Source organism: Actinokineospora spheciospongiae, assembly GCF_000564855.1.
Lineage (GTDB): Bacteria > Actinomycetota > Actinomycetes > Mycobacteriales > Pseudonocardiaceae > Actinokineospora > Actinokineospora spheciospongiae.
In genome coordinates this window covers 1-18,674 of the sequence record NZ_AYXG01000074.1, presented here as the reverse complement: position 1 = coordinate 18,674, position 18,674 = coordinate 1, and the positions used below count along the sequence as shown (strand labels likewise).

The following is an 18,674-nucleotide window of genomic DNA, read 5'->3' as shown; positions in this document are numbered from 1 at the left end:
AGGAATCGGAGGAACCATGAGAACCGTTGCGCCACCGGCGATCGCCGCGCTGCTGCCCAGGGCGGTGCCGCTCACCGCCGCGGTCCGCGGGGCGTGCCCCACCGGTGCCCGACCGCGCGGGGCGCCGCCCACACGGCGACTGCCCGACCGGGCGGCGGTGCGCCGTGGATGACATCCGGCTGGCCCGGGCCTTCCTGCTCCGGGTCGCCGAACCGCCCGCGGGCGCGCTGGGCGGGTTCGTCGACTCGGTGGGGCCGGTCGCCGCGGCGGCGGCGATCCGCGCGGGCGAGGTGCCCGACGGGGTGCGGGAGGAAACCGTGGCGCGCAAGGACTTCGAGCAGGCGGAGGCGGACCTGGTGGCCGCGCGGCACTGCGGGGCGCGGTTGGTCGTCCCGGAGGACGACGAGTGGCCGGGGTGGCCGCTGCTGGCGCTGGCCAACGCCTTGCGCGGCGGGAAGCGGTGGGCCGCGCCGCCGGTCGCGCTGTGGGTCCGCGGACCGGCCCGGCTCGACGAGGCGCTGCACCGGGCCGTCGCCGTGGTGGGCGCGCGGTCGGCGACCTCCTACGGGGAGCACGTGGCGACCGAGTTCGGCCACGGGCTCGCCGGGGCCGGGATCACCGTCGTCTCCGGAGCGGCGTTCGGGATCGACGGCGCCGCCCACCGGGGCGCGTTGCACGCCGGGGGCACGACCGTTGCGGTGCTCGCGTGCGGGGTCGACCGGTTCTACCCGGCCGGGCACAGCGCGATGCTGGGCCGGATCGCCGCGACCGGCGCGGTCCTGAGCGAGTACCCACCGGGAACACCCCCGGCGAAGCACCGTTTCCTCGTGCGCAACCGGCTGATCGCGGCGCTGGCGTCGGGGACCGTGGTGGTCGAGGCGGGCATCCGCAGCGGTGCCCGCAACACCGCGTCGTCCACGGCACAGCTGGGCAAGCCGCTGGTGGCGGTGCCGGGGCCGGTCACGTCCGCGATGTCCCTGGGCTGCCACGACCTGCTGCGCGCGGGCACGGCCACCCTCGCCTCCACCCTCGACGAGGTCATGGAGGCGGTCGGGCAGATCGGCGACCTCGCACCCCGACCGGAGAGCCCGACCAGGCCGACCGACGGGCTCGGCGACCAGGCGCTGCGGGTGCACGAGGCACTCGACCCCCGCCGGTTCCGGGAAGCGGAGGTGGTCTCGGCGGGAGCGGGCGTGCCGCTGGAACGCGTGCGCGCCCTGCTCACCGAACTGGAACTGCTGGGTCTGGCCGCCAGCGGCGAGGAGGGGTGGCGACGATGCGCGCGGGGTTAGCCGTTGAAGGGGCCGTCCTCGGGCAGGCGCAGCTCCGGCTTGTCGAGTTCTTCGACGTTGACGTCCTTGAACGTGATGACGCGGACGTTCTTGACGAACCGGGCCGGGCGGTACATGTCCCACACCCAGGCGTCGGACATGCGGACCTCGAAGTAGACCTCGCCGTCGGCGTCGCGTACTTGCACGTCGACCCCGTTGGCGAGGTAGAACCTTCGTTCGGTCTCCACGACGTAGGCGAACTGGCCCACGATGTCGCGGTACTCCCGGTAGAGCTGCAGCTCCATCTCGGTCTCGTACTTCTCGAGATCCTCCGCGCTCATGTGCCGCGCGCCCCTCCTGGTCGTGGCGTTGCATCCCCGTCGACCGGCGGGGAGCCCCCATTCTGGACCACAGCGGCCGCCGCCACACTCAGCGCCACCCGGTGTGGCGCGCGCAGGCCGTGTGCCAGACCCGCGGCGGCGACGTTGGCGTAGGACCAACGGTGTTCGCCGCTGGGCCCGTGGTCGCGCAGCGCGCGGGAGTGCAGGCCGGTGCAGTAGCCCTTGTGCACGTCGAAGCGGTAGAGCGGCAGGGTCTCGTGCAGCTCGGCCATGATCCGGTCGCGGGTGACCTTGGCCAGGACCGAGGCGGCGGCGACGCAGGCGGCGGCCTGGTCGCCCTTGATCACCGGCATGCTCGGGGCGGTGAGGCCGGGGACGCGGAAGCCGTCGGTGAGCACGTAGCCGGGGTGGGTGGCCAGGCGGGCGACCGCGCGGCGCATCCCCTCGATGTTGGACACGTGCACGCCCTTGAGGTCGACCTCGGCGGGCGGGACGACCACCACGGCGTGGTCCAGCGCGCGTTCCCGGACCAGGTCGAACATCCGGTCGCGGGCCGCGGCGGTCATCAGCTTGGAGTCGGTGAGGCCGTCGAGGCGGACCGCGTCGCCGGGGCGCAGCACGCAGGAGGCGATGACCAGCGGGCCCGCGCACGCGCCGCGGCCCGCTTCGTCGACGCCTGCGACCGGGCCGAGGCCGCGGCGGTGCAGGGCGGTCTGCAGGCTCCAGTTGCCGGTGTCGCGGCGGACCACGACGCGCGGCGGGCGGATCAGCTCCGCGGTCACGGGGTCACCTCCGGTGCTCGGTCGGACTCGCGGCGCGCTGCCGGGCGCAGCAGCGCGGACGCGCGCCTGCCCAGCCACAGCACGGGCCACGCGGCGGCCAACCCGACGCCCGCCGGGATGCCGGACTGCCAGGCGGGGGCCGACAGCGCCTGCGGGTCGTGGTCGCCGACGCCCCGCCACCGCGACGGCGGCAGGATGATCGCCCGCGCCTTGCCGATGACGTTGTCGACCGGCACCAGGCCGTTCGCGCCGCCACCGCCCTGGGTGCGGGAGTCGCCGGAGTTGTTGCGGTTGTCGCCCATCACGAACAGCATCCCCTGGGGCACCGATACCGGGTCGAACCGCTCCTGGCCGGTGGGGCCCACCTCGGGGTCGTAGTGGATGTAGGGCTCGTCCAGCGGTGCGCCGTCGACGGTGACCCGGTTGCGGTCGTCGCAGCACTGCACGGTCTGCCCGCCGACGGCGACGACCCGCTTGACCACGTCGTCCTCGTCCGGGGTGGCGAGGCCGAACACCGAACCGACGTCCTGCAGCAGGCGGACGACGGCGTTGTCGGACCGGTCGGCGGTGAACTCCGAGCGGTTCCAGGTGCCCGGGCGCTCGAACACGACCACGTCACCGGGGCCGGGGTCGCGGAAGTAGTACACGACCCGGTCGACCACCACCCGGTCGCCGGTGCAGCCGGGGCAGCCGTGCAGCGTGGCCTCCATCGACTCCGACGGAATCACGAACACGCGCGCGACGAACGACTGCACGAGGAAGGTGAGCACCAGGGCGATGGCCACCAGGATCGGCAGCTCCACCCAGAACGACAGCTTCTTCTTCGCGCGGGCGGGCCGGTCGGCGCCGGACCCGCCGTCGTCATCGGTGGTCTCGGGGTCGTCGGGGGTGTCGGGACCGTCTGGCACTCGGGCAGCCTACCGGGGGCCGTTCCTGTCGCCTCGGGTCAGCAATCCGCGCGCGCGGCGGCCCAGCCACAGCGTCGGCCAGGCCGCGGCCAACCCGATCCCGGCCGGGATGCCGGTCTGCCACGCGGGCGCCGACAGCGCGGCGGCCTGCGGGTCGTGGTCGCCGACGCCCTGCCAGCGCGACGGGGGCAGGATGATCGCCCGCGCCTTGCCGATGACGTCGTCGATCGGGACGAAGCCGTTCTCCCCGCCGCCGCCCTGCGAGCGCGAGTCCCGGGAGTTGTTGCGGTTGTCGCCCATCACGAACAGCTTGCCCGGCGGCACGGTGATCCGGGGGAAGCCCTCCTGCCGGTCACCGGGGTAGAGGTGGTGGCGGTAGGGCTCGTCGAGCGGCTTGCCGTCCACGGACACCCGGTTCTGCTGGTCGCAGCACACCACGGTCTGGCCGGGTCCGGCGATGACCCGCTTGACCACGTCCTCCTCGCTGGGGGTGGCCAGGCCGAACTGCGCGGCGAGGTCCTGGAACCAGGCGAACACCGGGTTCGGGTTCTCGTCGCCGAGGCCGGTCTGGTCCCAGGTGTCGGGGCGCTCGAACACGACCACGTCACCGGGCTCGGGGTCGCGGAAGTAGTACACGACCCGGTCGACCAGCACCCGGTCGCCGGTGCAGCCCGCGCACCCGTGCAGCGTCTGCTCCATCGACTCCGACGGGATCACGAAGACCCGCGCGATGAACGACTGGATGATCACCGTGAGGACCAGGGCGATCGCGATCAGGATGGGCAGTTCCACCCAGAACGGGCGCTTCGGCTTCTTCTTCTTCTCGGCCTTCGCCGCCTCGCGGTCGGAGACGTCGAGTTCTTCGGCGCCGCGTCCATCCCCCGGCACGGCGCCGTCGTCGTCGGACAAACTAGTCAGCCTTCCTCGGTGTGAGGGGCAGCAGGGCGCTCTTGGCCCGCCTGGTCAGCATGAGCACCGGCCAGGCGGCGGCGAACCCGATCCCCAGCGGGAGCCGCTCCTGCCACCCCGCCGCAGACAGCTCTGGACCCGCCTGCGGGTTGTGGTCGCCCACGCCGCGCCAGCGCGACGGCGGGAGCACGATGTAGCGCACCTTGCCGATGACCTTGCCGAGCGGGACGACCCCGCGGATGCCACCGCCGCCCTGGAAGCGGGAGTCCGAGGAGTTCCCCCGGTTGTCACCCATCACCCAGAGTGTGCCCTCGGGCACCGTAACCCTGCCGAACTTCTGGCGCTCGTCGGGGCCACCGAACTCCCAGTAGATGTAGGGCTCGTCGAGCGGCTTCCCGTCGACGAGCACCCGGTTCTGGTCGTCGCAGCACTCCACGGTCTGCCCGCCGACGGCGATGACCCGCTTGACGAAGTCCCGCTCGTCCGGCGGGGCGATGCCGATGAACGACCCGACCTGGCGCAGCGACTTCAACACCGGGTTGGTCGTCTCGTCGGTCTTGACGTCGTGCTCGGTCCAGGTGTTCGGCCCCTCGAAGACCACGACGTCACCGGGGCTGGGATCGCGGAAGTCGTAGATCATCTTGTCCACGAACACCCGGTCGCCGTCGCACTCGGGGCAGCCGTGCAGCGTCTGCTCCATCGACCCGGACGGGATCGAGTACACCCGGCCGATGAACTGCTGGATGAGGAACGTCAGCATCAGCGCCACACCGACCAGCACCAAGACCTCGCGCCACAGCGGCTGCCTGCGCGGCGCGCGGCGGTGCTTGCCGCGCTTGCCGTTGGGCCGCTCCTCGTCGTCGTCCGACCGGGTGCGGGGCCTGCTGACCGGCGCCACCCTCTCCGTCGGCGCCTCGGCGGCCTTGCGCTCGGACCGGCGGATGGGCCGCTCGGGGGCGACGGTGCCCGCCGCGTGGTCGACGGGCTTGACGGAGCGGTGCGTGCCGGTGCGGGTCTGCTCACCGGGCTTGGCGGCGCGGTGGGTGCGCGGCTCGGTGGTGGTCCGGCCCTGGTCACCCGCCTTGCCCGGCCGCCGTTCCCGCGCCTGCCCATCGGTACCGGGTTCGGCCGCGCGGCGGGAGTCGGGCGCGGCGCCCGGCCGGGCGCCGCGCCGGGGACCGGGCCCCGCGTCCGGCGTGCCGAGGCTGTCGCCACCGGGCTCGAACGCCACAGCACCACCCGAAGCGGAGCCGACAGCACGCCTGCCCCCGGTGGCCTCACGCCCGGAGCCCGCCGCACGACGAGTGCCGGTGGCTTCCCGTCCGGCTCCCGGACCTGCGGCGCGGCGGGTGGCTTCGCCGCCGGAGCCCCGGTTGGCGGCCCGGCGGGCACCCGTGGTTTCACCGCCGGAGTTCGGATCGGCGGCCCGACGGCTGCCCGTGGCTTCGCCACCCGAGTTCGGATCGGCGACCCGGCGACTGCCCGTGGCTTCGCCACCCGAGTTCGGGTCAGCGGGGCGGCGGCGGGTGCCCGTGGCTTCGCCACCCGAGTTCAGGTCAGTGGGGCGGCGGGTGCCGGTGGCATCGCGGCCGGCGTCCGGGTCAGCGGGATCGTGGGTGCCGGTGGCATCGCGGCCGGGGTCGAGGGCAGCGGCGCTGTCGGAATCGGCCGGGATCGGCCCGTGAGTACCGGTGGGCGACTCGTCGACACGGCCCGGGCCTGCGGCAGCTTGACCCGGATCGGGTGAAGTTGTGTACCCGATCGGGGTGATGCGGCCGGAGTCCGAGGCGGCGGTGCGGCCCTGGTCGGGCGGGGGCGTGCCGGTGGGATCGGCGTGGCCGGGGTCGGCGGCAGTGGTGCGGCCCGAGTCGGAGGTGCCCCGGCGGCGGGTGCCGGTGGACCTGCCCGCGCGGCCCGGGTCGGAGCCCGGGGCGCGGCGGGCACCGGTGGCGGCCTCGGAGTCGTGACCTGGGTCGAGAGCGGCGGCGCGGGTCGGATCGGAACTCGGGGCGCGGGAGCCGGGCTCGGACCGGGTCGGGTCCTGGGTGGAGCGCGTCGAGGCGCCGGACTCGGCGACGCGGCGCCCCTGGGCACCGGACTCGGTCACGCGGCCGGACTCCCGGACGCGGCGAGGCGAGGCGCCGGATTCCCCGGCGCGGTGGCCCTGCGCGCCGGACTCGGCCGTGGGGCGGGACGCGGCATCGGACTCACCGGCGCGGTGAACCTGCGCGTCAGACTCGGCCGCGCGGCGGGACGAGGCGTCGGAATCCCCGACGCGACGGGCCTGGGAACCGGGTTCAGCCTGCTGGCGGAGCGAGGTGTCGGGCTGACCGGCGCGGCGGACCTGCGCGCCGGACTCGGCCGCGCGGCGAGATGAGGCGTCGGACTCACCGACGCGACGGACCTGGGAACCGGGCTCAGCCGGGCGGCGGGACGAGGCGTCGGACTCACCGGCGCGGCGGACCTGGGAACCGGGTTCAGCCGGGCGGCGGGGCGAGGCGTCGGACTCACCGGTGCGGCGGGTCTGGGGGTCGGACTCGGTGGGCTTGACCGTGCGGTGGGAGCCGGTGGAGCGGCCGCGGGTCGTCCCGGGGGTTGACGGGTCGGCGGGCTTGGTCGGCTTCCGCTTGTCGTCGGCGGGGACCTTGGGCAGCAGGACGGTCGACTCGGCGTCGTTCTCGGGTGGCAGGGGGCGCTTGCGGCGCGGGATCGGCTGGGTGAGGTGCCGGGTCGGGTCGACGTCGATGCGGGCCGCGGGTGGGGTGACCCGGCGCGGGCGGGACAGGGGGACGTCGTCGAGTGACTCCGCGTGCGCCGGGATCGGCGGGATGGAGGAGGTCGTGCCTGCCCTGGTGGTGCCCGCGGTCGTGGTGGCCGCCCTGGTGATCTCGGCGGAGGTCGGCGGGGCGGGTCGGTCCTGCTCGCTGCCCGACTCCGGGGCGGAACCCGCGCGGCGGGTGGGGTCGGCGGCCTCGGCCCGCCGAGGACGGGAGGACGAACCGGTTCGCTGCTCGGATTCGGTGCGCTGAGCGGATCGGGCGCCCCCGGGGCGTTCGGCCTGCCGGTCGGACTCGGCGGAGCCGGGTCGCCGGGCGGGTCGCTTGGGGAGCTGGGCCCGTTGGGTGGATTCGTCTTCCGGGGTGGTGAAGTCGGCACGAGAGGCCGAGTCACCCCGCTGGGTGGGCTCGACCTGACGGGGGGCATCAGCACGCGAGGCCGGATCACCTCGTCGACCGGTCTCGGCGGGCTGGGACTCGGCGCGCTCGGACGAGTCGGCCCGCTGGGCGCGGCCCGCCTGCCGGACGGACTCCGCCTGCGCCGAAGAGCCGGCACCCTGGACGGACCGGGCCCGCCGGGCGGACTCCACGCCCTGCGCCAAGTCAGCACGCTGGGTGGGCTCGGCACTCTGGGGGGAGTCGGCACTTCGGCCGGACTCGGCGTACCTGCCCGACTCCGGGTGCTGAGCGGACCCGGACCGTTGAGCGGACTGGGCGCGCTGGGACGCATCCGCGCTCCGGCCGGGCTCGGCAGGACCACCGGACTCCGGGTGCTGGGCGGACTCGGACCACTGGGCGGACTGGGCACGCTGGTCGGACTCGGTGACCTGCGCGGAGCCGGCGCGCTGAGCCGGGTTTGTGCTCCGCCCGGACTCAGTGGGGCTGCTGGGCTCCGGGCGCTGGGCGGATTCGGGGCGGTCGGCCTGCCGGGTCGGGGAGTCGGCGGTGGGCTTCGGGCGGCTGACCGGGCGCATGCCGGGGCTGGAGGAGACGTCGGGCCGTAGCTGCGAGTTGAAGGAGGAGTCGAAGAAGGACGGGGGCAGGGGGGCGCGGGAGCGCGTCTTCTCCGGCTCGTCGGCCGCGGTGGCGTCGGAGGGGTGCCTGCGGACCTCTTCGGTGGGGTGGGCGTACTGGTCGAGGTCGCGGCGGGACACCTCGGTGGTCGGCTGCGCCCCGTCCGCGGATCGCGGACGGCGGGACACCTCGGTGGTCGGTTGGGCCGCTTCCGCCGATCGGGCGCGGGCGGGTGGTGTGCCGGGGTCCGCGGGGGCGGGTGCCTGCTCGTCCGCGGTGCGGGAACGGTGGGACAGCTCCGAGTCCGGCGAAGTGGGCTCCTGGGCTTCGGTCGACCTCGATCGGCGAGGGACCTGGGTGGTGGGCTGCGCGGCCTGGTCAGCGCCCTCCGGCAGGTGGGGAGCCTCCCCCACCTCCGCCGCTCGGGAACGGCGAGAAATCTGGGTGGTCGGCTGCACCGCCTGATCAGCGCCCTCCGACAAATGGGGAGCCTCCCCCACCTCCGCCGCTCGGGAACGGCGAGAGGCCTGGGTGGTGGGGTGCGCGGCCTGATCAGCACCTTCCGGCAGGTGGGGGGCCTCCCCTGCTTCGGCGGTGGTGTCCGCCGGGCGGGAACGGCGGGACAGCCGGGTGGTCGGGTCCGACAGGGTGGGCTCCTCGGCCTCGGTCGACCGCGGGCTGCGGGACGTGGGCGGCATCGCCTCGGGAGGCTCGGCGGGGGGTTCCTGGCGGCGCAGCCGGGGGGCCTCGAGCTGCGGGGTGCGCCTCGGTTCCCCGTCCTGGGCGCCGCGGGCTTCGTCGGCTGCGTGGGCGGCGCTGGCGGGGAACCAGTCCGAGGGTTCCGGGGTGACGGGCCTGTCGGACGTGGTGGGGCGGTCGGCGGGGATGTTGGGCCACTCGCCGGTGGGGCTCAGGGGGTCGACTTCCAGGGGGGCGCCGAACCAGAACTCGGGTTCCACCGGGTCGAGTCGGGGCAGCTCGGGGACCTCGGGGACGAACTCACTGTGAGGGGGTGTCCCGGTCGTGCGGGTGCCGGAGTCGTCTGCGGACGCGGAGTCGGGCGCGGAGTCGCCACCAACAGCGGAGCCGCCGCCTGTGGAGCCGCTTCCAGAGTCACTGCCAGGGGCGGAGGTACCGCCAGGGGCGCCCGCTGCGGAGGCGCCGGCTGCCGTGGGACCACGGCCTGCGGGAGCGCTGGGGTCTACGGGCGGGTGGTCGCCGTTGCGGTGGGGGGTGCCGTTCGAGTGGCCGCCGTTGCCGGGGTGGGCACCGCGTGCGGGGGGAGCGCCGCCCGTGGACGCTGTGGCGTCGCGGGGGGTGCTGCCGTTCCCGGTGGGGCCGTGGCTGCCGGGGGCGTCGGCCGTGGTGCTGTGGCCGTTCTTCGCGGGGGCTTCCGGCCCGTGGCCGTTGGACCGGCCGTTACGGTCGGAAAACGACTCGTGGCCGACCGTCTTCCGTCGGGGCGGTCCCGGAGCTGTTTCGGCTTCCGGGGGCGCGCTGCGAGGAGGACGGTCGACCACGCATGTCAGGGTACGTGAGTCGGTGTGCTACCCGTGTCAGGAGGACGCGGGGAACGGCTCGCGCTTCTCCTTGATCTTGGCGGCCTTGCCGCGCAGCTCGCGGAGGTAGTACAGCTTCGCCCGGCGGACATCGCCGCGCTTGGCGATCTCGATCTTGGCGATGTTGGGGGTGTGCACCGGGAAGGTGCGCTCCACGCCCACGCCGAACGACACCTTGCGCACGGTGAAGGTCTCGCGGATGCCACCGCCCTGGCGGCGGATCACGACACCCTGGAACACCTGCTCCCGGGAGCGGGTGCCCTCGATGACCCGAACGTGGACCTTCAGCGTGTCACCCGGGCGAAAGGCCGGGATGTCGGAACGCAGCGACTGGGCGTCCAGGGCATCCAGGGTGTTCATCGGTAGTCCGTCCTCGTCCTTGGAGATGTTCTTCGTACGTCCCGGCCGGGGACGGCGTCACGCCGAACAGTCCAGCCTGGGAGGGGGCTTGTGCGCGCGCACTCGGACAACTGCCGGACGCGTCAACTGGGAAAGTATGTCAGACGGGGTCGCCGGGGGGGAAATCGGCCCCCGCGAGACGGGTCAGGACGGCCCGGTCGTGCTTGTCGAACGCCTCCGGCGGCAGGGCCGCGAGCAGGTCGGGCCTGCGCGCCCTGGTGCGCTCCAGCGCCTGGTCGCGGCGCCAGCGGGTGATCGCGGCGTGGTTGCCCGAGCGCAGCACGTCGGGCACCGGGCGGTCGCGCCAGACCTCGGGGCGGGTGTAGCTGGGGCCTTCGAGCAGGCCGTCGGAGAACGAGTCCTGCTGGTGCGACGCCGGGTTGCCCAGGACGCCGGGCAGCAGCCGGGCGACGGCCTCGACGATGACCAGCACCGCCACCTCGCCGCCGACGAGCACGTAGTCGCCGATGGACACCTCGTCGACCCGCACCCGGGTGGCGGCGTCGTCGACGACGCGCTGGTCGATGCCCTCGTAGCGGCCGCAGGCGAAGACCAGGCGCTCCTCGGCGGCGTACTCGTGCGCCACGGCCTGGGTGAACGGGCGCCCGGCCGGGGTGGGCACGACCAGGCGGGGCACGACGTCCCCGGCGCACACCTCGTCCAGGGCCTCGCCCCACACCTGCGGCTTCATCACCATGCCGGGGCCGCCGCCGTACGGGCTGTCGTCGACGGCCTTGTGCACGTCGTAGGTCCACTTCCGCAGGTCGTGGACGTCGAGGGAGAGCAGTCCCCGGTCGATGGCCCGGCCGAGCAGCGCGGCGCGCAGCGGCTCCAGGTACTCCGGGAAGATCGTGACAACGTCGATTCGCACGGTCAATCCGCTGTTCTCATGGGCTGAGGAGGCCCTCGGGCGGATCGAGCACGACCCGCTGACCGGCGATGTCCACGGCGGTGACGATGGCCTTGACGAACGGGACCAGCACCTCGCGGCCCTCGACGTCGAGGACCAGCAGTTCCCCGCCGAGGCCGTGGGTCACCTCGCGGACGGTGCCGACCCGGGTGCCGTCGGCCAGCTCGGCGGCCAGGCCCTCCAGCTCGTGGTCGTAGAACTCGTCCGGGTCGTCGGACCTGGGCAGGTCGGCGGTGTCCACCAGGAGCATCGCGCCGCGCAGGTCCTCGGCGGCGGTGCGGTCGGGCACCTCCTCGAAGCGCACCAGCAACCGCCCGGTGTGCGACCGGACGGTGGCGACGGTGAGGGTGCGCTCGGGGGCACCCTTCGGCCGGGCGGTCATGACGCTCCCGAGCGCGAAGCGCTGCTCGGGGTGGTCGGTGCGCGGGTCCACGGCGAGTTCGCCGTGGATTCCGTGCGCCTTGGCCACCCGGCCGATGGCGACCAGATTCTGCTGAGCCATGTCAGTGGTCGGTGTCCACCACGTCCACGCGGATTCCGCGACCGCCGACGCCGGCCATCACGGTCCGCAGCGCGGTCGCGGTGCGGCCACCCCGGCCGATCACCTTGCCGAGGTCCTCCGGGTTGACGTGCACCTCGAGCGTGCGGCCACGACGGTTCGTGACCAGCTCGACCTGCACGTCGTCCGGGTTGTCGACGATGCCGCGCACCAGGTGCTCGAGGGCGTCCGCGAGGGCACTCACTCGGCCGCGGCCTCCGCCTCGGCGGGCTTGTCGTCGGCCTTCTTCGGCGCCGACTTCTTCTTCGGGGTCGTCGCCTCGGTGCCGGGCTCCTCGCCCGCCGACTTCAGCGCGGCCTCGAACAGCTCCTGCTTCGACGGCTTGGGCTCCTTGACCCGCAGGGTGCCCTCGGCACCCGGCAGGCCCTTGAACTTCTGCCAGTCGCCGGTGATCTTCAGCAGCGCGAGGACCGAGTCGGTCGGCTGCGCGCCGACGCCCAGCCAGTGCTGGGCCCGCTCGGAGTCGACCTCGATGAGGCTCGGCTCCTCCTTCGGGCTGTAGCGGCCGATGGTCTCGATGGCCTTGCCGTCGCGGCGGGTGCGCGCGTCGGCCACGATGATGCGGTAGAACGGCGCACGGATCTTGCCGAGGCGCTGCAGCTTGATCTTGACAGCCACGGTTGCGGGTACTCCTCAAAGCTCTCGGGTGCAGACGGTGCGGATGTCGCGGCCCGAGTGGGGATTCGGGTGCGGCGTCCGGGAGGTTCAGGCGTCGAGGCACGGCGAGAGGGTCCGGCCACGACGGACAGCCGCCAATTGTGCCAGACGCGGTCCCGGGGTCCGAATCGGCGGGGGTCTAGCGCGCGAACGGGGTCGGCTCGACGCCCGCGCCGGTGAGCGCGGCGCGGACGGCGCGGGCGTGCCCGACGGCCCCCGGGGTGTCCCCGTGCAGGCAGAGCGAGCGGGCCTCGGTGCGCAGGACGGTGCCGTCGACGGCCACGATCTCGCCGCGCTCGGCCAGCCGCAGCGCCCTGGCCACGACGGCGTCGGTGTCCGGGAGCAGGGCACCGGGTTCGCGGCGGGGCACGAGGGTGCCCCGGGGGGTGTAGCCGCGGTCGGCGAAGGCCTCCGGGACGCCCGAGTCCCCGGCGGCGCGCAGGAGCCGGGAGCCGGGCAGGCCGAGGATCGGCAGGTCGGCGAAGGCGCGGACGCCGTCGACCACGGCGGCGGCCTGGGCCTCGTGGTGGACGGTGGCGTTGTAGAGGGCGCCGTGCGGTTTGACGTGGGACACCCGCGTCCCGGCCGCGCGGGCGCAGGCCTCCAGGGCGCCGATCTGGTAGAGCACCTCGTCGGCCAACTGGGCGGGGTCGACGTCGATGAACCGGCGGCCGAAGCCCGCGAGGTCGCGGTAGGAGACCTGGGCGCCGACGGCGACCCCGCGCCCGGCGGCGGCGGCGCAGACCGCGCGCATGGTGGAGGCGTCCCCGGCGTGGAAGCCGCAGGCGACGTTGGCGGAGGTGACGACGGCCAGCAGGGCGTCGTCGTCGCCCAGGGTCCAGACGCCGAAGCCCTCGCCGAGGTCGGCGTTGAGGTCCAGTGCGGCGGTCATGAGCTGGGCAGCACCCCCAGGCTGATCAGCAGCACCGACAGCGCGGGCAGGAAGTTGTTGACCTGGTGGGTGACCACGCTGGCGCCGAGCCGGTCGGTGAACAGCCGGGCCAGGCCGATGGGGATGCCGATGACCAGCAGCAACGAGGTGCGCAGCGGCTCGAGGTGGCTCACCGCGAAGATCATCGTGGTGAGCGCGAAGACCGCCCACCGGCCCCAGCGCAGCCGCTCCAGGGCGCCCCAGAGCAGCCCGCGGTACATGATCTCCTCGCACAGCGGCCCGAGCAGCCACACGTAGACGAAGAGGGTGACGGCGGCGGCGACCGGCATGGCCTGGTTGTCGACCAGCGAGCCGATCGCGGAGGTGGCGTTGCCCTCGCCGACGACCCTGGTCCAGATGGCCGCGGCGATCGTGGTGCAGACCAGGCCGATGAGGCCGAACTTGAGCCCGACGCGGAAGTCGTCGCGGTTGTAGGAGAACTTGAGGTCGATCTTGGGGCCGTTGCCGCGCAGCCGGGTGATCAGCAGGGTGACCCCGGTGGCCAGGAACGTCGGGACCATGGTGCCGACCAGGATCACCGCGATCGGGTCCTCGGCCGGGGTGGCCAGGCCCATCAGCGCGCCGATCACCACCGCCGACAGCACGAACACGGCGAAGACCAGCAGGAAGGCGCCGAACCCCCAGCGGTGCTCGGGTGGCGGTTCGTCCTCGGCGACCGGGCCCGGTCCGCCGGGAAGCGGTGACGGCACGACCCTCCCCCCAGCCCGTGTTTCAGGTGTGGAATCCAGCCTAGCCCCGGTGGGCTACCCCACGACGCGCCCTCTCAGCATGATCCGGGTGGGCGCGCGCAGCACGTCGAGGTCGAGGCGGGGGTCGGCGTCGAAGGCGAGCAGGTCGGCCGGTGAGCCCTCGTCGAGGCCGGAGAAGCCGAGCCAGCCGCGCGCGCCCCAGGAGCCCGCGGCGAGCGCCTGCTCGGTGGTCATGCCGGCCCTGTGTAGGGCCACGACCTCGTCGACCAGGCGCCCGTGCATGATGCCGCCGCCCGCGTCGGTGCCCGCGTAGACCGGCACGCCCGCCTCGACGGCCTCGGCGACCATGGCGCCCGCGCGGGCGTGCAGGTCGCGCATGTGCGCGGCGTAGGCGGGGAACTTGGTGGCGCGCTCGGCGATGCCGGGGAAGTTCTCGATGTTGATCAGCGTCGGCACCAGGGCGGTGCCGCGGCGGGCCATCTCGGCGATCACGTCGGAGGACAGGCCGGTGCCGTGCTCGATGCAGTCGATGCCCGCGCCAACCAGGCCGGGCAGCGCGTCCTCGCCGAAGACGTGCGCGGTGACCCTGGCGCCCGCCGCGTGCGCGGTGGCGATGGCCTCGGCGAGCACGTCGTCGGGCCACAGCGGGGCCAGGTCGCCGCGATCGCGGTCGATCCAGTCGCCGACCAGCTTGACCCAGCCGTCGCCGTACTCGGCCTGCTCGGCGACCGCGGCGGGCAGCAGCGACGGGTCTTCCAGGTCGGCGCCGAGCATCGGGATGTAGCGCTTGGGCCGGGACAGGTGCCTGCCCGAGCGGATGATCCTGGGCAGGTCGAGGCGCTCCTGCAGCGGCCGGGTGTCGATCGGCGACCCGCAGTCGCGGATGAGCAGGGTGCCCGCGTCGCGGTCGGTCTCGGCCTGCTCGGCGGCGACCTCCAGGGTCACCGGGCCGCGCGGGCCGATGCCGACGTGGCAGTGCGCGTCGACCAGGCCGGGCAGCAGGAAACCGCCGTCGACCACGGTCCGCGCCCCCGGAACCGGCCTGGTGCGGACCCGGCCGTTGACCACCCACAGGTCGCGTTCGTCGTCGCCGGGGAGCACGACGCCGCGCAGGTGCAGGGCGGTCACTTGCCCTTGGGGAACTTGAGCCTGGACGGGTCGAAGCCCGGGGGGAGCTGGTCGAGGCCGGGGGGCATGCCGGTCAGGTCCGGCAGGCCGGGCATCCCACCGCCGGGCGGGAAGCCGGGCATCCCGCCGGGGAAGCCGCCGCGCACCTTGGGCGGTGTGGGGCCGCGGCCCTTGCCCTTCTTCCCCTTCTTGCCCTTGCGGTTGGTGGCCCGGTTGCCGCCGCCGCCCGGCATCCCGAAGCGGCCCGCCATCTGCTGCATCATCTTGCGCGCGTCGAAGAACCGGTTGACCAGGTCGTTGACGTCGCGCACCTCGACACCGGAGCCCTTGGCGATGCGCAGCCGCCGCGAGGCGTTGATCATCTTCGGGTCCTGGCGCTCGGCCGGGGTCATGCCCCGGATGATCGCCTGGAGCCGATCGATGTGCTTCTCGTCGACCTGGGCCAGCGCGTCCTTCATCTGCCCGGCGCCGGGCAGCATCCCGAGCAGGTTGGCGATCGGGCCCATCTTGCGCACGGCCAGCATCTGCTCGAGGAAGTCCTCCAGCGTCAGCTCGCCGGTGCCGATCTTGGCCGCGGCCTTCTCCGCCTGCGCCTGGTCGAAGTGCTGCTCGGCCTGCTCGATCAGGGTCAGCACGTCGCCCATGCCGAGGATGCGCGAGGCCATCCGGTCGGGGTGGAAGGCGTCGAAGTCGGCCAGGCCCTCGCCGTTGGAGGCGAACATGATCGGCGCGCCGGTGACCTCGCGGACCGACAGCGCGGCACCACCGCGGGCGTCGCCGTCGAGCTTGGTCAGCACCACACCGGTGAAGCCGACGCCGTCGCGGAACGCCTCGGCGGTGGACACCGCGTCCTGGCCGATCATGGCGTCGACCACGAACAGGACCTCGTCGGCGCCGATGGCGGCCTTGATGTCCGCGGCCTGGCGCATCAGCTCCTCGTCGACGCCCAACCGGCCCGCGGTGTCGACGATCACGATGTCGTGCTGGGTGCGGCGGGCTTCCTCGATGGAGCGGCGGGCCACGTCCACCGGGTCGCCGACGCCGTTGCCCGGTTCGGGGGCGAACACGTCGACCTCGGCGCGCTGCCCGACGACCTGGAGTTGGGTGACCGCGTTGGGCCGCTGGAGGTCGCAGGCCACCAGCATCGGGGTGTGGTTCTGCCCCTTGAGCCACTTGGCCAGCTTGCCGGCCAGGGTGGTCTTACCGGCACCTTGCAGACCCGCCAGCATGATCACCGTGGGCGCGGTCTTGGCCAGGTTCAGCCGCCGGGTCTCGCCGCCGAGGATGCCGACGAGCTCCTCGTTGACGATCTTGACGACCTGCTGCGCCGGGTTCAGCGCCGCGGACACCTCGGCGCCCTTGGCCCGTTCCTTGATCTTGGCGATGAACGTGCGCACGACCGACAGCGCGACGTCGGCCTCCAGCAGCGCGATGCGGATCTCGCGCGCGGTGGCATCGATGTCGGCTTCGGTGAGCCGCCCCTTGCCCCGCAGGTTCTGCAGGACGGAGGTGAGGCGGTCGGAGAGGGTGTCGAACACGGGAGCGGCACTCCAGCTTGTCAGTCGGGAGCTGGTCGGTCGGGCTGTCGCCCCAGGGTAGTCCCACCGGCGCGCGGCTTGGGGACACATCCCGGGCGATCGCGGCGATGATCCGCTGGACGATTCGAAAATCATGGGGGGCGGAAGATGGGCGCACGGAGTGCGGGCCGGTTGGCGGCCTGCGGCGCGGCGGTGCTGGGGACCGCGCTGGCGCTGGTCTGGGGGCTGCCCGGGCGGGCGGCGGTCGAGGGGGCGTGGGCGGCCTGGTCGCTGCTGTTCGGGCTGGTCGCGGCGGCGGGCGCGGTGCTCGTGCGGCTCGGGACGCGGCTCGCGCCACGCGGGACCGGCGCGGCGGGCGGGAGGCTCGGGACGGACCAGGAGACCGGCACGGGGGCAGGCGGCGGAACACCCGGGGCGGAGCACGGACCGCGCCAGGCCGAAGCCGCGGCAGTCGGCGAGACGCCCGCCACGGGACACCAGCCGTGGGCGGACGCCGCGGCACCCGGCGGGACGCCCACGGCGGAGCACGGGCAGTGGCAGGCCGACAACGCGGCAGTCGACGCGACACCCGGAACGGAAGGCGGACCACACCGGACCGACCCCACGGCACCCGGCGGAACACCCACGGCGGAGCACGGGCAGTGGCAGATCGACGCCGCGGCAGTCGACGCGACACCCGGAACGGAAGGCGGACCACACCGGACCGACCCCACGGCACCCGGCGGAACACCCACGGCGGAGCACGGGTCGCGGGAGGCCGGAGCCGCGGTGGTGGGCGGGGTAGCGGAGCAGGGTCGGGTGCTGCGCGGGGTCGGGGGCGCCGCGGTGGTGCTGGCCGCCTGGTCGGCGGCGGGGGTGCTGGTCGCGGGGCTGGTGCCCGTGCCGGGGGGTGCGCTGGCGCGGGGGGTGGCGCCGGGGGCGGGCGGCGCCGGGGCGGTGCTGCTCACCGCGGTGCCGCTGCTGCTGGCCCTGGCGGGGCTGGCAGCGGTCGGGATGCGCGCGGCGGCGACCGGGCTCGGCTTCGTCGTGGCCAACACCGCCGCCCAGTTGACCGCGGCGGACCCGCTGCCCGTGCTGACGATCGCCCTGGCCGCGGCCGGGGTCCTCCTCGCGTGGGGCGCGGCCGGGCCGGTGCGGGCGGCGTTCGGCACCGCGCTCGGCGCCTCGGCGGTGCTCACCGGGCTGGTGGGTGGGCAGGACCTGCTCCGGCCGGTGGCGGTGGCCCCGACCGCACCGGGCCTGCCCGGCCGCGGGTCGGGCGCGGCGACCGGGACCGTGACCGCGGCCGACCCGGCGTACCTGGTGCTGGGGCTGCTGCTGGCGGTGGTGTTCACCTGGATGGCCTGGCGGCGCCGCGACGTCGCGGGCACGGTGTTGGCGGTGCTGCCGCTGCTCATCACCCCGGCCGTCGGTGCGGCGCTCGTCCCGGACCCGGACCGGGGGGCGGTGCGGTGGTTGGTCGTGCTGGTGCCCGCGGTGGTGGCGCTGGGTGCGGTGGCCGCCGCGTGGGACCCGGGGGTGCGGCCGAGGTCGGCTCGGGGGGTTCCGGTGTCACGCGCCGGGATGGTGGCGCTGGCGGCGGTTGCGGGGACCGTCGCACTGGTGAAGCTGCTGCCGCTGGTGCTGCCGGAGGCCGACGACGTGCGCTGGACCTACGCGACCGTGCTGCTGGTGGCCTTCGCGGCGCTGGGGCTGGCGGCGGTGTTCACCGCCGGGCGGCCGGGGGCGCTGCTCGCCGCGGCGGGAATGGTGGCCCAGCCGCTGACGTCGGTGTGGGTGGTGTTGACGTTCTCCGACCGGGAGGCCGGGCAGGCCGTGCTGGTCAGCGTGGTGGGCGCGGTCGTGGCGACGGCGTGGGCGCTGCTGGTGCTGCGGCACCGGGTTCCGCTGGTCGCGGTCGCGGCGGCGTTCCTGCTGTTCCACCAGTACGACACCCTGGTGCGGGTGGTCAGCGGGGTGTCCGGGGCGTCCACGACGAGCGGGGCGGCGGGGGTGATCCCGGTGCTGGTGCTGGGGGTGCCCGCGGCCGTGTTCGCGCTGCGCGGCAGCAGGTGCGCGGTGGCGGCGCTGGCCACCACCCTCGCCTTGGCCGCGGTGAGCGCGGTGCAGCTCGCGGGGCTGCGGCCCTCCGGGCTGCTCGGGGAGGTGCTGTCGAGCACCCTGGTGCTCTCCGGTGCGGCCCTGCGCCACGACGTGACCGGGACGGTGGTGTGGGTGCTCGCCCTGGCGGCCCTGCTGGTGGCCGTGGCCGCGGCGGCGGGGCACGGCGGGGCGGGGCACG

General features: G+C 74.5%; 17 protein-coding genes. 3 read left to right on the top strand and 14 right to left on the bottom strand.

Going from position 1 to position 18,674, the window contains the following annotated elements; translation table 11 throughout:
• Window positions 1–16 precede the first annotated feature (16 nt).
• A complete protein-coding gene (locus UO65_RS36680; protein WP_161784446.1) occupies window positions 17–172 on the top strand; it encodes a hypothetical protein in 156 nt (51 codons plus the stop codon).
• Complete coding sequence (gene dprA, locus UO65_RS09595; protein ID WP_035280822.1) at window positions 165–1,292, top strand: DNA-processing protein DprA; 1,128 nt, start codon at window positions 165–167, stop codon at window positions 1,290–1,292. Before UO65_RS36680 ends, dprA begins: the two co-directional genes overlap by 8 nt.
• Here dprA and UO65_RS09590 read toward each other — a convergent pair.
• The 14 genes from UO65_RS09590 to ffh form a co-directional block, all read right to left on the bottom strand.
• On the bottom strand, window positions 1,289–1,612 hold the full coding sequence (locus UO65_RS09590) for a DUF2469 domain-containing protein (protein WP_035280820.1): 324 nt from the start codon (window positions 1,610–1,612) through the stop codon (window positions 1,289–1,291). The genes dprA and UO65_RS09590 overlap by 4 nt on opposite strands.
• The gene (locus UO65_RS09585) at window positions 1,609–2,394 is read right to left on the bottom strand and encodes a ribonuclease HII (RefSeq protein ID WP_052020956.1); all 786 of its coding nucleotides are present in this window, start codon (window positions 2,392–2,394) and stop codon (window positions 1,609–1,611) included. Before UO65_RS09585 ends, UO65_RS09590 begins: the two co-directional genes overlap by 4 nt.
• Window positions 2,391–3,302, bottom strand: coding sequence for a signal peptidase I (lepB, locus tag UO65_RS09580; RefSeq protein WP_035280818.1), 912 nt, complete (start codon window positions 3,300–3,302; stop codon window positions 2,391–2,393). The genes UO65_RS09585 and lepB (UO65_RS09580) overlap by 4 nt, the downstream gene beginning before the upstream one ends.
• Before the next feature lie 9 nt (window positions 3,303–3,311).
• Window positions 3,312–4,211, bottom strand: coding sequence for a signal peptidase I (gene lepB, locus UO65_RS09575; RefSeq protein ID WP_035280816.1), 900 nt, complete (start codon window positions 4,209–4,211; stop codon window positions 3,312–3,314).
• Between the two features lies 1 nt (window position 4,212).
• Window positions 4,213–8,961 carry a signal peptidase I gene (lepB, locus tag UO65_RS38945; RefSeq protein WP_411431350.1) on the bottom strand — a complete coding sequence of 1,583 codons (4,749 nt, stop codon included), beginning with the start codon at window positions 8,959–8,961 and terminating at the stop codon, window positions 4,213–4,215.
• Window positions 8,962–9,558: 597 nt separating this feature from the next.
• Window positions 9,559–9,921 (bottom strand): 50S ribosomal protein L19, encoded by a 363-nt coding sequence (gene rplS / locus UO65_RS09565; protein ID WP_035280814.1) that lies wholly within the window; start codon window positions 9,919–9,921, stop codon window positions 9,559–9,561.
• 139 nt (window positions 9,922–10,060) lie between these two features.
• Window positions 10,061–10,831, bottom strand: coding sequence for a tRNA (guanosine(37)-N1)-methyltransferase TrmD (gene trmD, locus UO65_RS09560; RefSeq protein WP_035280999.1), 771 nt, complete (start codon window positions 10,829–10,831; stop codon window positions 10,061–10,063).
• Between the two features lie 16 nt (window positions 10,832–10,847).
• Window positions 10,848–11,372, bottom strand: a complete 525-nt coding sequence (rimM, locus tag UO65_RS09555) for a ribosome maturation factor RimM (RefSeq protein ID WP_035280811.1) — start codon at window positions 11,370–11,372, stop codon at window positions 10,848–10,850.
• A 1-nt stretch (window position 11,373) separates the two neighbouring features.
• A complete protein-coding gene (locus UO65_RS09550; RefSeq protein ID WP_035280809.1) occupies window positions 11,374–11,613 on the bottom strand; it encodes an RNA-binding protein in 240 nt (79 codons plus the stop codon).
• Complete coding sequence (rpsP, locus tag UO65_RS09545) at window positions 11,610–12,047, bottom strand: 30S ribosomal protein S16 (RefSeq protein WP_035280808.1); 438 nt, start codon at window positions 12,045–12,047, stop codon at window positions 11,610–11,612. Before rpsP ends, UO65_RS09550 begins: the two co-directional genes overlap by 4 nt.
• A 178-nt stretch (window positions 12,048–12,225) precedes the next feature.
• The gene (locus UO65_RS09540) at window positions 12,226–12,978 is read right to left on the bottom strand and encodes a LamB/YcsF family protein (protein WP_035280806.1); all 753 of its coding nucleotides are present in this window, start codon (window positions 12,976–12,978) and stop codon (window positions 12,226–12,228) included.
• Window positions 12,975–13,727 (bottom strand): CPBP family intramembrane glutamic endopeptidase, encoded by a 753-nt coding sequence (locus UO65_RS09535; RefSeq protein WP_052020955.1) that lies wholly within the window; start codon window positions 13,725–13,727, stop codon window positions 12,975–12,977. The genes UO65_RS09540 and UO65_RS09535 overlap by 4 nt, the downstream gene beginning before the upstream one ends.
• A 54-nt stretch (window positions 13,728–13,781) precedes the next feature.
• Window positions 13,782–14,855 carry an amidohydrolase family protein gene (locus tag UO65_RS09530; protein ID WP_200873349.1) on the bottom strand — a complete coding sequence of 358 codons (1,074 nt, stop codon included), beginning with the start codon at window positions 14,853–14,855 and terminating at the stop codon, window positions 13,782–13,784.
• Window positions 14,852–16,393: a signal recognition particle protein gene (gene ffh / locus UO65_RS09525; RefSeq protein ID WP_035280804.1), complete on the bottom strand. Its 1,542-nt coding sequence runs from the start codon at window positions 16,391–16,393 to the stop codon at window positions 14,852–14,854. Before ffh ends, UO65_RS09530 begins: the two co-directional genes overlap by 4 nt.
• A gap of 147 nt (window positions 16,394–16,540) precedes the next feature.
• On the opposite strand from ffh, the gene UO65_RS09520 reads away from it, so the two are divergent.
• The coding region (locus tag UO65_RS09520; protein ID WP_411431349.1) for a hypothetical protein at window positions 16,541–18,674 on the top strand (2,134 nt) is incomplete at its 3' end.

What these genes read in the sequence shown, in the direction of transcription:
- UO65_RS36680 (WP_161784446.1), top strand. Translation starts at nt 17, where the DNA reads ATGAGAACCGTTGCGCCACCGGCGATCGCCGCGCTGCTGCCCAGGGCG.
- UO65_RS09590 (WP_035280820.1), bottom strand. Translation starts at nt 1,612, where the DNA reads ATGAGCGCGGAGGATCTCGAGAAGTACGAGACCGAGATGGAGCTGCAG.
- rplS (WP_035280814.1), bottom strand. Translation starts at nt 9,921, where the DNA reads ATGAACACCCTGGATGCCCTGGACGCCCAGTCGCTGCGTTCCGACATC.
- rimM (WP_035280811.1), bottom strand. Translation starts at nt 11,372, where the DNA reads ATGGCTCAGCAGAATCTGGTCGCCATCGGCCGGGTGGCCAAGGCGCAC.
- UO65_RS09540 (WP_035280806.1), bottom strand. Translation starts at nt 12,978, where the DNA reads ATGACCGCCGCACTGGACCTCAACGCCGACCTCGGCGAGGGCTTCGGC.